At 61.6% G+C, this 14,746-nt stretch carries 17 protein-coding genes; 7 read left to right on the top strand and 10 right to left on the bottom strand.

Annotated features, from left to right (window positions below; genetic code table 11):
- Positions 1 to 109: 109 nt before the first annotated feature.
- From ACFFP0_RS31160 to ACFFP0_RS31150, 3 genes are all read right to left on the bottom strand, one after another.
- Positions 110 to 574, bottom strand: a complete 465-nt coding sequence (locus tag ACFFP0_RS31160; protein ID WP_377266115.1) for an HPr kinase/phosphorylase — start codon at positions 572 to 574, stop codon at positions 110 to 112.
- Entirely contained in the window at positions 571 to 2,334 is a 1,764-nt protein-coding gene (locus ACFFP0_RS31155) for a sensor histidine kinase (protein ID WP_377266284.1), read from the bottom strand. The genes ACFFP0_RS31160 and ACFFP0_RS31155 overlap by 4 nt, the downstream gene beginning before the upstream one ends.
- A gap of 104 nt (positions 2,335 to 2,438) precedes the next feature.
- Positions 2,439 to 3,161: a response regulator transcription factor gene (locus tag ACFFP0_RS31150; RefSeq protein ID WP_377266114.1), complete on the bottom strand. Its 723-nt coding sequence runs from the start codon at positions 3,159 to 3,161 to the stop codon at positions 2,439 to 2,441.
- 328 nt (positions 3,162 to 3,489) lie between these two features.
- Between ACFFP0_RS31150 and ACFFP0_RS31145 the strand changes: the two genes are divergently transcribed.
- From ACFFP0_RS31145 to ACFFP0_RS31135, 3 genes are all read left to right on the top strand, one after another.
- Positions 3,490 to 5,100: a phosphoenolpyruvate carboxykinase gene (locus ACFFP0_RS31145; RefSeq protein WP_377266113.1), complete on the top strand. Its 1,611-nt coding sequence runs from the start codon at positions 3,490 to 3,492 to the stop codon at positions 5,098 to 5,100.
- A 167-nt stretch (positions 5,101 to 5,267) separates the two neighbouring features.
- A complete protein-coding gene (arfB, locus tag ACFFP0_RS31140) occupies positions 5,268 to 5,702 on the top strand; it encodes an alternative ribosome rescue aminoacyl-tRNA hydrolase ArfB (protein WP_377266112.1) in 435 nt (144 codons plus the stop codon).
- Between the two features lie 22 nt (positions 5,703 to 5,724).
- Positions 5,725 to 6,336 carry an alpha-ketoglutarate-dependent dioxygenase AlkB family protein gene (locus ACFFP0_RS31135; RefSeq protein ID WP_377266111.1) on the top strand — a complete coding sequence of 204 codons (612 nt, stop codon included), beginning with the start codon at positions 5,725 to 5,727 and terminating at the stop codon, positions 6,334 to 6,336.
- Positions 6,337 to 6,367: 31 nt separating this feature from the next.
- Here the strand turns inward: ACFFP0_RS31135 and coaA are convergent, their stop codons facing one another.
- From coaA to hisB, 7 genes are read right to left on the bottom strand one after another with little or no spacing between them, the layout of a single operon-like run.
- The gene (gene coaA, locus ACFFP0_RS31130) at positions 6,368 to 7,360 is read right to left on the bottom strand and encodes a type I pantothenate kinase (protein WP_377266110.1); all 993 of its coding nucleotides are present in this window, start codon (positions 7,358 to 7,360) and stop codon (positions 6,368 to 6,370) included.
- Positions 7,357 to 7,680: a phosphoribosyl-ATP diphosphatase gene (locus tag ACFFP0_RS31125; protein ID WP_377266109.1), complete on the bottom strand. Its 324-nt coding sequence runs from the start codon at positions 7,678 to 7,680 to the stop codon at positions 7,357 to 7,359. The genes coaA and ACFFP0_RS31125 overlap by 4 nt, the downstream gene beginning before the upstream one ends.
- Positions 7,681 to 7,694: 14 nt before the next feature.
- Positions 7,695 to 8,483, bottom strand: a complete 789-nt coding sequence (gene hisF, locus ACFFP0_RS31120) for an imidazole glycerol phosphate synthase subunit HisF (protein ID WP_377266108.1) — start codon at positions 8,481 to 8,483, stop codon at positions 7,695 to 7,697.
- Entirely contained in the window at positions 8,480 to 9,223 is a 744-nt protein-coding gene (gene hisA, locus ACFFP0_RS31115) for a 1-(5-phosphoribosyl)-5-[(5-phosphoribosylamino)methylideneamino]imidazole-4-carboxamide isomerase (protein WP_377266107.1), read from the bottom strand. The genes hisF and hisA overlap by 4 nt, the downstream gene beginning before the upstream one ends.
- Before the next feature lie 29 nt (positions 9,224 to 9,252).
- Positions 9,253 to 9,903 carry an imidazole glycerol phosphate synthase subunit HisH gene (hisH, locus tag ACFFP0_RS31110; RefSeq protein ID WP_377266106.1) on the bottom strand — a complete coding sequence of 217 codons (651 nt, stop codon included), beginning with the start codon at positions 9,901 to 9,903 and terminating at the stop codon, positions 9,253 to 9,255.
- On the bottom strand, positions 9,903 to 10,397 hold the full coding sequence (locus ACFFP0_RS31105) for a DUF2628 domain-containing protein (RefSeq protein ID WP_377266105.1): 495 nt from the start codon (positions 10,395 to 10,397) through the stop codon (positions 9,903 to 9,905). Before ACFFP0_RS31105 ends, hisH begins: the two co-directional genes overlap by 1 nt.
- Before the next feature lie 20 nt (positions 10,398 to 10,417).
- On the bottom strand, positions 10,418 to 11,026 hold the full coding sequence (hisB, locus tag ACFFP0_RS31100) for an imidazoleglycerol-phosphate dehydratase HisB (protein ID WP_377266104.1): 609 nt from the start codon (positions 11,024 to 11,026) through the stop codon (positions 10,418 to 10,420).
- Positions 11,027 to 11,233: 207 nt separating this feature from the next.
- Here hisB and hslV point away from each other — a divergent pair, with 207 nt between their 5' ends.
- The 4 genes from hslV to ACFFP0_RS31080 all read left to right on the top strand — a co-directional run bounded on the left by hslV (position 11,234) and on the right by ACFFP0_RS31080 (position 14,717).
- The gene (gene hslV, locus ACFFP0_RS31095) at positions 11,234 to 11,761 is read left to right on the top strand and encodes an ATP-dependent protease subunit HslV (RefSeq protein WP_377266103.1); all 528 of its coding nucleotides are present in this window, start codon (positions 11,234 to 11,236) and stop codon (positions 11,759 to 11,761) included.
- Positions 11,754 to 12,272 carry a GNAT family N-acetyltransferase gene (locus tag ACFFP0_RS31090; RefSeq protein WP_377266102.1) on the top strand — a complete coding sequence of 173 codons (519 nt, stop codon included), beginning with the start codon at positions 11,754 to 11,756 and terminating at the stop codon, positions 12,270 to 12,272. Before hslV ends, ACFFP0_RS31090 begins: the two co-directional genes overlap by 8 nt.
- Entirely contained in the window at positions 12,269 to 13,576 is a 1,308-nt protein-coding gene (hslU, locus tag ACFFP0_RS31085) for an ATP-dependent protease ATPase subunit HslU (RefSeq protein WP_377266101.1), read from the top strand. The genes ACFFP0_RS31090 and hslU overlap by 4 nt, the downstream gene beginning before the upstream one ends.
- Before the next feature lie 226 nt (positions 13,577 to 13,802).
- A complete protein-coding gene (locus ACFFP0_RS31080) occupies positions 13,803 to 14,717 on the top strand; it encodes a DUF1402 family protein (protein ID WP_377266283.1) in 915 nt (304 codons plus the stop codon).
- Positions 14,718 to 14,746 lie beyond the last annotated feature (29 nt).

Raw genomic sequence — 14,746 nt, 5'->3', positions numbered from 1 at the left:
ATGGAAACTCGCGGCCATTATCGCATTGCAACAAAGCCGTCCAGCGGTGGGAAGCCATCTTCTCCATGTAGAATTGAAGTTCAAGTCAAAAAATCAGGCGTCGACCGGATCAAAAGGGCGTCTCGCCGCGAAACTCGGGGGCGAACGCGCCGATAACGGCCAGAGGATCGGGCGTTCCCTGCCAGATTCGAACAAGCGGAAGCTCCCCAAGCCCGGGCAAGGGAAAGTGCTCCCTTTCTGGCGGAAGACGTTCGCTTTCCGGCAGGGATATCACCTGAACCGCGAGATCGAGCGACGCGGCTGCCATGCTTTCGATCCGCGCGATGCCGCTGCCGCGCAATTCGATCAGCCCGGAGATGGCCGCCGGCCGGCTGGCAAGCAGGCGATCTCCGTGACGGGACACGAATACCTGGTCGTCGGCCACCAGCGCGGCGAAGGCGCCTTGTCGTCTTGCGGCAGCGATGCAGGCGAACGCGAGCAGCGATTTGCCGCTGCCGGAAAGTCCGGTGAACAGAATGCCCCGGGTGCCGATGACGGCGGCTGTCGCGTGGATGTTGACCCCGCCGGGTGTCATTGATGTTCACCGGCGGGCAGCGACAGGATGAAACGGGCGCCCGTCGAGGCGCCGGTTTTGGGGTCGTGCAGGTTTTCCGCGCGCAGTGTTCCGCCATGCGCCTCGGCGATCTGCCGGCTGATTGACAGGCCGAGACCGGAATTCTGGCCAAAGCTCTCGCCTTCCGGCCGGTCGGTATAGAAACGCTCGAATATGCGGTCGATATCTTCCGCCTGGATGCCGGGACCATTGTCGTCGACGGTTATCGTCACGCGATCCTTGGCGCGCGACAGCCGGATCGAGATGCGGCCGCCCTTTTCCGGCACGAAGGAACGGGCATTCTCGATGAGATTGGTGATGATCTGGCCAAGGCGGAGATCGTGTCCGTTGACGAGGAAGGCGGCCCTGTTGCCCCCCTTGCCGTCGATCGCGAGGTCGATTTCCACCGGCTTGCGGCCGGTGCGGATCTGCCGGGAAATATCGACCAAGTTGCCGAGCAGGCTCTCCATGTCGATCGGTGCAGAATCGGATCGGGCCAGTTCCGCGTCGAGCCGCGAGGCATCGGAAATGTCGCTGATCAGGCGATCGAGGCGACGCACGTCGTGGAAGATGATCTCGGTCAGCCGCTGTTTCGATTCCTCCGACTTGGCGAGCGGCAGGGTTTCGACGGCGCTCCTGAGCGAGGTGAGCGGGTTCTTGAGCTCGTGGCTCACGTCGGCCGCAAAACTTTCGATCGCGTCGATCCGGTCGTAGAGCGCATTGGTCATTTCGCGCAGTGCGATCGAGAGATTGCCGATCTCGTCCTGGCGATAGGCGAAATCCGGGATCTCTTCGCGCTGCTTGGCGCCGCGCCGCACGCGGATCGCCGCCGCCGCCAGGCGGCGCAGCGGATTGGCGATCGTCGACGAAAGCAACAGCGAAAGCAGGATGTTGACGAGCGTGGCCACGCCGAAGACGCGCATGATCGCCAGCCGTTCCGCATGCACGATCTTGTCGATGTCGCCGGCCTGGGTTGAAAGCAGCAGCACGCCAAGCACGGCGCGGAACCGCTGGATCGGCACGGCAACCGACACGATGAGCTCCCCGCGCTCGGTGACGCGCACCAGCGCGCCGCGCACGCCGGTCAGGGCATTCATGACTTCGGGATAGATCGAACCGTCGCCGCCCGGCGCTTCTTTGTAGACCGGCAGGTTGCCGGGCTGCAGAAGCCGGTTGAAAAGCCCCGCGAACCACTCGCTCCAGGTCTGGGACGCGTTTTCCACCGGGGGCAGGTCGAAGCGCAGGACCTGCCCGCGCGAATAGAGATGCCGGGAATCGAGCAGAAGGTTTGCGTCCGCATCGAAAATGCGCGCGCGCGTGCGTGTCGGCGATATGAGGCGACGCAGGACCGGCGCGACGCGTTCCGGATCGATGGGGAAATCGAGGTCCTCGTCGTTCGGCACCGGCGTGATGCTTTGGCCGGCCTGCAGCTCGAGAAGCTTCTGCGGATCGATGGTGATCGAATTGGTATCGACGGAGGCGGACGCGGAAATGGCGCCGGCAATGATCTCGCCCTGGGTCAGCAGGCTTTCGACGCGTGCATCGATCAGCCCCTCGCGGAACTGGTTGAGATAGAGAATGCCGGCAACGAGAACGACGGTCGCCGCGATATTGAAGAACAGGATGCGGCGGGTGAGGCTGGAAAAGACCGCATGACCGAAAACCCGGCGGATAAGCGTGAAAGGCCGCGACCAGAACCGCCGTGGCGCACGACGAATCTCGGCCTTCTCTGTTCCGGCCATTTCGCTATCGAATGTCTGATCTGCCACTGCAGTCCTTCCACCGGACCAGTTTACCTCTGATCCGGCCGTGGCCTCAAGTTAACCTTTCGCAAGGCGGTCCTAGCTCAGGCCGCCTCGCGGAATCGGTAACCGACGCCGTAGAGCGTCTCGATCATATCGAAGTCGGTGTCAACCATCTTGAACTTCTTGCGCAGGCGCTTGATGTGGCTGTCGATCGTGCGATCGTCCACATAGACCTGCTCGTCGTAGGCGGCATCCATCAGGGCGTCGCGGCTCTTGACCACGCCCGGCCGCTGGGCCAGCGAATGCAGGATCAGGAACTCGGTGACCGTCAGGGTGACCGGCTCGCCCTTCCAGGTGCAGGTATGGCGCTCCTGGTCCATCAGAAGCTGGCCGCGTTCCAGCGTTCGCGCGGCCTGCTGGTCGGGCGTTGTCTTGACGCCTCCGGCGATTTGCGCATCGCGGTTGCCCGCGCGACGCAGGATCGCCTTCACCCGCTCCACCAGAAGCCGCTGCGAGAAGGGCTTGGTGATGAAGTCGTCCGCGCCCATCTTCAGCCCGAACAGCTCATCGATTTCCTCGTCCTTGGAGGTGAGGAAGATCACCGGCAGGTCGGACTTCTGCCGCAGCCGGCGCAAGAGTTCCATTCCGTCCATACGCGGCATCTTGATATCGAAGATTGCCAGTTGCGGGGGACGGGCTATGAGCCCGTCAAGCGCGGAGGCGCCATCCGTATAGGTTTCGACCTTGTATCCTTCCGCTTCCAGAGCGATCGACACCGAAGTCAGGATATTGCGGTCGTCATCTACGAGCGCGATTGTCTGCATGCTCTCCGTCTCCGTGACCATATATGCGCATCTCCTGGAATCACCCCAGCCCAGGCAGCGTAAACCGATGCGCTTCTTGAGTATAAAGGTGGAACAAATTGTGGCAAAGATAAAGGGGCGGCTTACGGTCGCACGATTTGACCTGCCTGTCGGGCCGCTTTCGGACTGAGAATTAAAACGAGCCGTAAACCGATTTAAAGAGGAATAAATTTTTTTAAATCGATTAATTTATTGATATTGCTGAGCAATTTTATGAATCCCTCTTGCTCTTTTGAAAATCCGTCACTAGTTTCGCGCCACGTTCAACGGCAATTGAAGGAAAGCGCGTATGGAGGAGTTCGGACTTTACAATCCCGCCAATGGGATAGCGGCCCTTGGTTTTCATGACGTGTCGCGCGTTAATTATAACTTCTCCGAGACAGAGCTTTACGAAGAAGCGATCCGCCGCGAAGAAGCCGATCTGACCATCGATGGGGCGTTGAGGGCAGTGACCGGCCAGCATACCGGCCGTTCCCCCAAGGACAAGTTCATCGTCCGCGATGGCAACACCGAGGGCGCTATCTGGTGGGACAACAACAAGCCGATATCTCCCGAGCGCTTTGACGTACTCTATCAGGACATGCTGGCGCATGCCGCAGGCAAAGCCCTGTTCGTGCAGGACCTCGTCGGCGGCGCCGATCCGGAAAATGCGCTTCCGACCCGGGTCATCACGGAGCTCGCCTGGCACGCGCTGTTCATCCGCAATCTCCTGATCCGGCCGAGCCGGGCCTCTCTCGAAACCTTCACCCAGAAGCTTACGATCATCAACCTGCCAAGCTTCAAGGCCGATCCCGCGCGCCACGGCTGCCGTACGGAAACCGTCATCGCCTGCGATCTGACGAGGGGCGTCGTCCTGATCGGCGGCACGTCCTATGCGGGCGAAAACAAGAAGTCCGTCTTCACGGTGCTGAACTATCTGCTGCCGGCCAAGCACGTCATGCCGATGCACTGCTCGGCAAATGTCGGTCCGGCGGGTGATTCCGCGGTCTTCTTCGGTCTTTCGGGAACCGGCAAGACTACCCTCTCGGCCGATCCGAGCCGCACCCTGATCGGCGACGACGAACACGGCTGGGGCGAGAACGGTATCTTCAACTTCGAAGGCGGCTGCTATGCGAAGGCTATCAAGCTGTCGGCCGAGGCAGAGCCGGAAATATATGCCGCGACCCGGCGTTTCGGCACCGTTCTGGAAAACGTCGTTCTCGACGAGAACCGCGTTCCCGACTTCGACGACAACTCGCTGACGGAAAACACGCGAAGCGCCTATCCCCTGCATTTCATTCCGAATGCATCGGCTACCGGGATCGCGCCGCATCCGAAGACGATCATCATGCTGACGGCTGATGCTTTCGGCGTCATGCCGCCGATCGCCAAGCTGACGCCGGAACAGGCGATGTACCACTTCCTTTCCGGCTACACCGCAAAGGTCGCCGGCACGGAAAAGGGCGTCACCGAACCGGAAGCCACCTTCTCGACCTGCTTCGGCGCTCCCTTCATGCCGCGCCATCCGGCTGAATACGGTAACCTGCTGCGCGATCTGATCGATCGCCATGGCGTGGATTGCTGGCTGGTCAATACCGGCTGGACGGGTGGCGCCTATGGCGTCGGACGTCGCATGCCGATCAAGGCGACGCGCACGCTGCTGACGTCTGCATTGAACGGCAGCCTCAAGAACGCCGAATTCCGTATCGATCCGAATTTCGGTTTCGCAGTGCCGGTTTCGGTCGAAGGTGTGGATCAGTCGATCCTTGACCCGCGCTCGACCTGGGCAGATGGCGTCGCATACGATGCGCAGGCCGCAAAGCTCGTGTCGATGTTCATCGCGAACTTCGAGAAGTTCGAGGATCACGTCGACAGCAAGGTCCGCAATGCGGCTCCCGGCTTGCTTGCCGCTGCCGAGTAAGGGCGCATCCCCGGATTCACGTGGAACATCAGGCCACCGGTCTTTCGACCGGTGGTTTTCTTTTTGCCGGCTTTGTGGGAAGGATGCTGCCTGCTCTGCATGTCGTCCGAGAACGGGAACCGGTTTCAGGACGGCAGGGTGTTCTTCAAGAAAACGATCATGCGACCATGGCCAGCAACCCGCTCTATATCAATAACCGCATCACCATCGCAGGATGGGAACTGACGGAACAGTTCGTGCTGGCGGGCGGGCCGGGTGGCCAGAACGTCAACAAGGTTTCCACTGCCGTCCAGCTTTTCTTCGACATCACCGGTTCTCCCTCCCTGCCGGACCGCGTCAGGCAGAACGCCATCAGGCTCGCCGGAAAACGGGTGTCGAAGGAGGGTGTGCTGATGATAGAGGCAAACCGCTTCCGTAGCCAGGAGCGCAATCGCGAAGAGGCGCGCGAACGCCTGAAGGAATTGATTCTGGAGGCGGCCAAGCCGCCGCCGCCGCCACGCAAGGCGACCAAGCCGACAAAGGGTTCGGTGGAGCGCAGGCTGAAGGAGAAGTCCGGCCGTTCCGAAGTGAAGCGGATGCGCGGCCGGCCCGTCGGCGATTGAGAAAGAAACGGAGCCGCCTGCATTGGTCACTCTTGCGAACGGCGTAAGGCACCTGCCGGGCCATCTCGACCGCGCCGCGCAGGAACGCCTGGTCGAACTGATCCGCGGCGTCGTAGCGGAAGCGCCGCTCTATGTTCCCGAAATGCCCGAAACCGGCAAACCCATGTCGGTGCGGATGACCAATTGCGGTTCGCTCGGCTGGGTGACGGACCGGGAAAAGGGATATCGCTATCAGTCTTTTCACCCGGCGACGAAAAGGCCCTGGCCCGCGATGCCGCGGGAACTGCTTGAGCTGTGGGAGAAGGTGGCCGGTTATCCAGCGGAACCGGAAGCCTGCCTTGTCAACTTCTATTCCGACGACGCAAAAATGGGTCTGCATCAGGACAGGGATGAGACCGATCTGGCGGCGCCGGTTCTTTCCATTTCACTCGGAAACAGCTGCCTCTTTCGCATCGGCGGAACAAGCCGGAAGGACCCCACTGGCTCCTTCCGGCTTTCGAGCGGTGATATCGTTGTGCTGGGCGGGGAGGGACGACTGGCCTTCCATGGCGTCGACCGCATCTATCCGGGCACGTCGACATTGCTGAAGAACGGCGGCCGTATCAATTTGACGCTTCGCAGGGTCAATAGCTGACGTTGCATTCCGATAGCCGGCGATCGGTGTGCTACAGTTTCCGGAGCGCGACCGTTTCCACGAGATGGTCTCGTCCCTTGCGCAGGATAAGATCGGCACGGGGTCTGGTCGGCAGGATATTCTGCCGCAGGTTCTTCAGGTTGATATTCTCCCAAAGGCCTTCCGCGACCGCCCGTGCCGCATCCGCGTCGATCGCCGCATATTTCTTGAAATAGGAGGTCGGATCGCGGAAAGCGGTCTGCCGCAGCTTCATGAACCGCGCCACGTACCAGTTGTGGATGAGCTCTTCCTCGGCATCGATGTAGATCGAAAAGTCGAAGAAATCCGAGACGATCGGCACGATCTTGCCGTCGGCCGGCAGCGCCCGCGACTGCAGCACGTTGATGCCTTCGAAAATCAGGATGTCCGGACGGTCGACCAGCGTGAACTCGTTCGGCAGGACGTCATAGGTAAGGTGCGAATAGCGCGGCGCCTTGACGTTGGGCTCGCCGGCCTTGATGGCGGAAAGAAAACGCAGGATGGCGCCGACATCGTAGCTCTCCGGAAAGCCCTTGCGCTCCATCAGGTTTTCGCGCTGGAGCACCGCGTTCGGATAAAGGAAGCCGTCGGTGGTGATGAGGTCGACCTTGGGGCTGGACGGCCACCGCGCCAGCAGTTCCTTCAGGATACGCGCGGTCGTCGACTTTCCGACAGCGACCGAGCCTGCAATGCCGATGATGAAAGGCGTCTTGGCGATGTCGGAAAGGCTGAGAAAACGGTTCCTCTGCTGAAAAAGAAGCTGCGAGGCCTCCACATGCGAGGAAAGCAGGCGCGACAGCGAAAGATAGATGCGCCGTACCTCGCTGAGATCGATCGGGTCGTCCAGCGAGCGCAGCCGCGCGACTTCGTCCGCGGTGAGGGTAAGGGGCGTATCTGCACGGAACTTTGCCCATTCCTCCGCCGTGAAATGATGATAGGGCGAGTAGTATTCCGCACCGGCCGCACCGGTGTCGGGCATTTCGGCAGGTTGAGGTACGAGATTCATGATGTCTGCCGGCCCGCCTTTTCCTGAAGGCCGGACTGGCCGGTCCTCCGCTGAAGTTCATCCATCACATCCTGTAGCGGGATGCGGGCAATATTCAATACGACCATCAGGTGATAGAGGAGGTCGGCGCTTTCGCACGTCAGGTCCTTACGGTCCTGTGAAAGTGCGGCGATCACCGTTTCGACGGCCTCCTCACCGAGCTTCTTGGCTGCCTTGATCTGTCCAGCCGCGGCAAGCTTTGCCGTCCAGGATTCTTCCGGTGAGGCCTTGGCCCTTACGGCGACGATCTGCTCGAGATCGTTCAGCGAAAACTCACTCACACTGCTCCTCCCAGTCAGTCGAGCCGCACGGCAATGCCGTGCTCGGACATATAGCGCTTCGCTTGGCCGACCGTATAGGTCCCGAAGTGGAAAATCGATGCGGCGAGGACGGCAGTCGCATGGCCCTGGCTGATGCCGGCGACCATGTCGTCCAGCGTGCCGACGCCGCCCGAAGCGATCACCGGCGCCCGGACGCTGTCGGCTATGGCGCGTGTCAGTTCCAGGTCGTAGCCGCTCTTTGTCCCGTCGCGGTCCATCGACGTGACAAGCAGCTCGCCGGCCCCGCGCTCCACCATCCTGATGGCGAAATCCACGGCGTCGATGCCGGTCGCGTTGCGGCCTCCATGGGTGTGGATTTCCCAGGCGCTCATATTGTCGCCGCCAACCGCCTGCGTGCGCCTGCGTTTCGCATCGATCGACACGACGATGCACTGGTTGCCGAACTTGTCGGCAGCCTCGGCCACGAAATCCGGATTGTTCACCGCCGCCGAATTGATCGAGACCTTGTCGGCACCGGCAAGCAGGAGCTTGCGGATATCGGCGATCGTGCGTACGCCGCCACCGACGGTGAGCGGCATGAAGCAGTGCTCGGCGGTGCGGGCGACGACATCGAAGATCGTCTCGCGATTGTCGGAAGAGGCGGTGATGTCGAGGAAGCAGAGTTCGTCGGCGCCGGCGGCGTCATAAGCCTTGGCCGCTTCCACCGGATCGCCGGCATCGATCAGGTCGACGAAATTGACACCCTTGACGACGCGGCCGTCCTTCACGTCGAGGCAGGGGATGATACGGGCTTTGAGGGTCATGCGGGACGTCCTTGTCGAGCGCGGATCAAGGCCAGCGCTTCCTTCGGGTCGATGCGGCCGTCATAGAGCGCGCGTCCGGAGATCGCGCCTTCCAGCCGGGCGGCGTCGGGCCGCAGCAGGCGGCGGATATCGTCGAGCGAAGCCAGTCCGCCGGAAGCGATCACCGGGATCGAAACCGCATCGGCAAGCTCCAGGGTCGATGCCCAGTTGATGCCGGTCAGGATACCGTCGCGGTCGATATCCGTATAGATGATCGCGGAGACGCCCGCTCCCTCGAACTTCCTCGCAAGCTCGATCACGCCGAGTTCGGACGCTTCCGCCCAGCCTTCGACCGCGACCTTGCCGCCCTTGGCATCGATGCCGACGGCGACCTTGCCCGGAAATTTCCGGCAGGCTTCGATGACGAGCGCCGGGTCGCGCACCGCCACCGTGCCGAGGATGACACGGGCGAGCCCGCGCGAAAGCCAGGATTCGATATGGTCGAGCGTGCGGATGCCGCCGCCGAGCTGCACCGGGTTCTTTGTGGCCTTGAGAATGGCGTCAACGGCCGCGCCGTTGACGCTCTCGCCGGCAAAGGCGCCGTTGAGGTCGACCACATGCAGCCATTCGAATCCCTGTTCTTCGAAGGCTTTCGCCTGCGCGGCGGGATCGGGGTTGTAGACGGTCGCCTGAGCCATGTCGCCGAGCTTGAGGCGGACGCACTGACCGTCCTTCAGGTCGATTGCTGGAAAAAGGATCATCGTGTCTTCGTCCTTGGGTCTGCGCGAGCTCAGGGCTTCCAGCGCAGGAAATTGGAGATGAGGGCGAGGCCGAGCGTCTGGCTCTTTTCCGGATGGAACTGGGAGCCCGCCATGTTGTCGCGCCCCACAAAGGCGGTCACCGGCCCGCCGTAATCGGTGGTTGCGATCACGTCGTGGGGGCGTTTTGCGGCCAGATGGTAGGAGTGCACGAAATAGGCATGCAGACCGTCCGGCCCTGTCGGGATGCCTTCGAACAGCGGATGCGGGTGGGCCAGATCGAGCGTATTCCAGCCGATCTGCGGAATCTTCAGGTCGGGATCGCTCGGTGTCATCTCGACGACATCGCCCTCGATCCAGCCAAAACCCTCCGTGGTCGTTTTTTCGAGCCCGCGCGACGACATGAGCTGCATGCCGACGCAGATGCCGAGGAAAGGGCGTCCCCTTTTTTCCACGACATCGATGATCGCCTCATGCATGCCCGGAACGGCATCGAGGCCGGCCCGGCAGTCGGCATAGGCGCCGACGCCCGGCAGCACGATCCGGTCGGCCGTAGCGACGGCGTCGGCTTTGTCGGTAAGATCGATCTCGGCATCGATGCCGGATTCGCGCGCGGCCCGTTCGAAGGCCTTGGTCGCGGATCTGAGATTGCCGGACCCGTAGTCGATGATTGCGACGCGCATCAGCGTCCTCCTTGATGGTCGAAAAGGCCGAGATGCGGCTCATTCCAGCCCTTGGGCCGGCCGGTGGCGGGCGGCTTTGCGTGTTGCGCCCATTCCGCCAAGGCCGGCAATTGTTGTTGTTCGGGTTGCGGCAGGCCGGAGAAGTAGATTTCTTCGGCCGCCTGAATATCGGGTGCGGAAACCACGGTTTCCAGCGTCCACCCGTCACGGATCAGCGCTTCCGAGCGATAATGTCGGCCCTCGAGCGCGATCAGCAGGCTGAGCGCGAAACCGGCAAGGAAGCCTGCGGGACCGAGACCCGGCATGTTCATCAGGAACCCGATGCCGAACTGCGCGAGCAGGACCGCGATGCCGGCGATCCAGAGCCGGTTCCAGAAAAGCCAGAACCACGGGAAGAAGAACGCGATCCAGGAAAACCCGTCCCGCAGGACGAGCGTCGAACGGTGATCCCTGTCAAGTCCGCCGGGCGGTATCAGAACGAGATAGCTTCTCAAGGAATTTCTCCTGGGAAGCGTCAGACCAGCATTCCTTTCGTCGAAGGAACGCGATTGGCCTGCCGCGGGTCGATTTCTGTCGCGGTTCGCAGAACGCGCGCCACGGATTTGAAGCAGGTCTCGGCGATATGATGGTTGTTTGCGCCGTAATGGTTCAGCACATGCAGCGTGATGCCGGCGTTCTGGGCGAAGGCCTGGAAGAATTCCCGTACCAGTTCCGTGTCGAACGTGCCGATCTTGGGCGCGCTGAAGGAGACGTTCCAGACGAGGAAGGGACGGCCCGAAACATCGATCGCCGCCTTCGTCATGGTCTCGTCCATCGCAAGGTCGAGCGACGCATAGCGGGTGATGCCGCGGCGGTCGCCGAGGGCCTTGGAAATCGCCTGGCCGAGTGCAATCCCCGTATCCTCCACGGTATGGTGGTCGTCGATATGGAGGTCGCCCTTTACCTGGATGTCCATGTCGATCAGCGAATGTCGCGAAAGCTGGTCGAGCATATGATCGAAGAAGCCGACGCCCGTGGAAATCTTTGCGTTGCCGGTGCCGTCGAGATTGACGGAAACGGAAACGGAGGTCTCGTTGGTCTTGCGGGAAACGCTTCCCGCGCGTGCGACTGCTGTTTCGCCCATAAGGGTCTGCTCCATGCTGAAGGGCCGGCACCGGCTCTTGATCAGGGCTCCTTATCAGGCGCAATGCGAAATATCCAGTAAAAGCAGGACATTTTGCCGTGCGGCCTGCCGGAAGATTGCATTCGGCGAAGCCCCTCTTACATAGGGCTCAACGAGGCCGTTCCATGCCTCCAACCAATGCTCCGGACGGGGCCAGACAGGTGCTGAATGACAACGATTATCACTGTGCGGAAGGGCGGCAAGGTCATCATGGCCGGCGATGGGCAGGTAAGCCTCGGCCAGACCGTGATGAAAGGCAATGCGCGCAAGGTGCGCCGTATCGGCAAGGGCGAGGTGATCGCCGGTTTCGCCGGTGCGACGGCGGACGCCTTCACCCTGCTCGACCGGCTTGAGAAGAAGCTTGAGCAATATCCCGGCCAGCTCATGCGGGCCGCTGTGGAACTCGCCAAGGACTGGCGGACGGACAAATATCTCCGCAATCTCGAAGCCATGATGCTGGTGGCCGACAAGTCGGTGACGCTGGCCGTGACCGGCAACGGCGACGTGCTGGAGCCGGAGCATGGTGTGATGGCGATCGGCTCCGGCGGCAATTTCGCCTATGCCGCGGCCCGGGCCATGATGGACACGGACAAGTCTGCCGAGGAGATCGCGAAACAGGCGCTCGATATCGCTGCCGATATCTGCGTCTACACCAACCACAACATCATCGTGGAAACGCTGGACGCCGATGGTTGACGAGAAACCCCGCTACCATTTCCGTGATGTCGCCCACCAGGATTTTCCCCTGCTGGCACAGTGGCTCGCCGAGCCGCACATCGCGAAATGGTGGGGCGAGGCCGGCGAGGAGCTTGCCGGCATCGAAGATGCGATGACGAGCGTGGAAACCCGGCCGATGATCGTGGAATGGCAGGGAAGGCCGATCGCCTATCTGCAATCCTACGATCCGCATCTTGAGGAGGGGCATCCCTATCAGGATCAGCCGAAGGGGACGCTCGGCATCGACATCTCGATCGGCATTCCGGAACTTGTGGGCAGGGGCCACGGCAGCGCGATCGTCCGCCAGTTCGTGGATGCGCTTTTTGCCTCCGGCGCCAGAAGGATCGTCATCGATCCCGATCCGGAAAACCTTGCCGCGATCCGCGCCTATGAAAAGGCGGGCTTCCGTTACATCGACACCAGGACATCCATCTATGGTCCCGCCCATTTCATGGCGCTGGACGCACCAGAAGAAACGGATTTGAAATGACTACTTTTTCACCCAGGGAAATCGTCTCGGAGCTCGACCGCTACATCATCGGCCAGCACGAGGCCAAGCGCGCCGTTGCGATCGCGCTTCGCAACCGCTGGCGCCGCCAGCAGCTCGACGAGAGCCTGCGCGACGAAGTGATGCCCAAGAACATCCTGATGATCGGCCCGACGGGTGTGGGCAAGACGGAGATTTCCCGCCGCCTCGCCAAGCTCGCCGGCGCTCCCTTCATCAAGGTCGAGGCCACCAAGTTCACCGAGGTCGGTTATGTCGGCCGCGACGTCGAGCAGATTGTCCGCGATCTCGTCGAGGTCGGCATCGGCCTCGTCCGGGAAAAGAAGCGCGCCGAAGTGCAGGCGAAGGCCCACATGAGCGCCGAGGAGCGTGTGCTCGATGCGCTGGTGGGCTCGACCGCGTCCCCGGCCACGCGCGACAGCTTCCGCAAGAAGCTCCGGAGCGGCGAGCTGGACGACAAGGAGATCGAGATCGAGATCGCCGATACCGGCTCGGGCATGCCGGGCTTCGAAATTCCCGGCATGCCGGGCGCCAATATCGGCGTGCTGAACCTGTCGGAAATGTTCGGCAAGGCCATGGGCGGCCGCACCAAGAAGGTCCGCACCACGGTCGCGAAATCCTACGGCGAACTCATCCGTGACGAATCCGACAAGCTGATCGACAACGAGGTCATCCAGCGCGAGGCGGTTCGCGCCGTCGAGAACGACGGTATCGTCTTCCTGGACGAGATCGACAAGATCGCCGCCCGCGATGGCGGGCTCGGCGCGGGCGTCTCCCGCGAGGGCGTCCAGCGCGACCTTCTGCCGCTTGTCGAAGGTACGACGGTCTCGACCAAATACGGGCCGGTGAAGACGGACCACGTCCTCTTCATCGCGTCCGGCGCCTTCCATGTGGCCAAGCCCTCGGATCTTCTGCCGGAACTTCAGGGCCGGCTGCCGATCCGCGTCGAACTGAAGCCGTTGACCAAGGAGGACTTCCGCCGCATCCTGACCGAGACGGAAGCAAGCCTGATCCGGCAGTACAAGGCGCTGATGGGTACGGAAGACCTGTCGCTCGACTTCACCGAGGATGCCATCGACGCGCTTGCGGACGTGGCGGTCCACCTCAATTCCTCGGTGGAGAATATCGGCGCGCGCCGCCTGCAGACGGTGATGGAACGGGTGCTGGACGAAATCTCGTTCAACGCTCCGGATCGCGGCGGTTCCTCCGTTATGATCGATGCGGATTATGTCCGCAAGCATGTGGGCGACCTGGCCGCCGATACGGACCTGTCGCGCTACATTCTCTAGGTGGACGGCGTGGCAGCCGGGCAACGTCCGGCTGCCTTTATCAGCATCTGACGGGATTTTGAACATCCGCGTCTCGACATGGCGCTTATGCTTCACGTAAGGGAGGCGCGTTTTCATGGAATGGCCGTCTTCCGAAGCGAGTCGGCTGAATGGCTTCAAGCATCCCCTGCCGTTGATGGCATAGGAACTCCTGGACACGCAGATCTTGAAACGTACCCTTCTGGCATTGTTCCTTGTCGTTGCGACATCCGCAGGCGCCGCGGTATCCGCGGGCGGCCTTGTCATGGTGCCGGAAGGAAACCGGCATGCGGAACAGCCAAAGGTGCCGGGCGCTTCGGTGCGCCGGACCCGTGCAGGCAAGACGACGTTCGACGAGAAGTATGAGAAGATCCGGGATCTGCTTCAGACGGACCGGAAGCTGGTTGCCAAGATCAAGGCTACCGCGGCCGACTACGGCATCGATCCGATCCACATGATCGGAGCCATCGTCGGCGAGCATACCTACAATGTCGATGCCTACGACCGGCTGCAGACCTATTACGTCAAGGCGGCGGCCTATGCGGGCAACAGTTTCCGGTTCGGATATGGCGACGAGACCATCGGGGATTTTCTGGCGCGGCCGGAATTCAACGAATGTGATGGTCGCTCCGATTCCTACAGGCTCTGGACCTGCCGCGAGAATGTCTGGGAAAGGAGTTTCAGGGGGCGTACGGCCGGAGGCAAGTCGTTTCCGGACAACCGGTTCAGCGCGGTCTTCTTCCAGCCCTTCTACGCCGGCCAGACCTTTGGCCTTGGTCAGGTCAATCCGCTGACGGCGCTGATGCTGTCCGACATGGTGGCGAGAACCTCCAGCTATCCGAAGCTCGATGAGAACAAGGCCGCCGACGTCTATGACGCGATCATGGACCCGGACAAGTCGCTTGCCTACATGGCCGCCAATATCCGCCGGGCGATCGACGACTACAAGACGATTGCGGGCGTCGATATTTCCCGTAACCCCGGCATCACAGCGACACTCTACAACACCGGCGGTTCGGCCCAGCGTGCGGCCGCCCTCAAGGCGAAAGGCGGCCTGCCGGAGGAAAATTATTACGGCTGGCTCGTCAACGACAAGCTCGCCGAGTTGAAATCCCTTCTCTGAAAGCTGATATTCCTTTCCTGGGAAATCGC

Origin of the sequence: Neorhizobium puerariae, from assembly GCF_042429745.1 — a bacterium.
Lineage (GTDB): Bacteria > Pseudomonadota > Alphaproteobacteria > Rhizobiales > Rhizobiaceae > Neorhizobium > Neorhizobium puerariae.
This window is presented reverse-complemented; position numbering and strand designations above follow the sequence as displayed.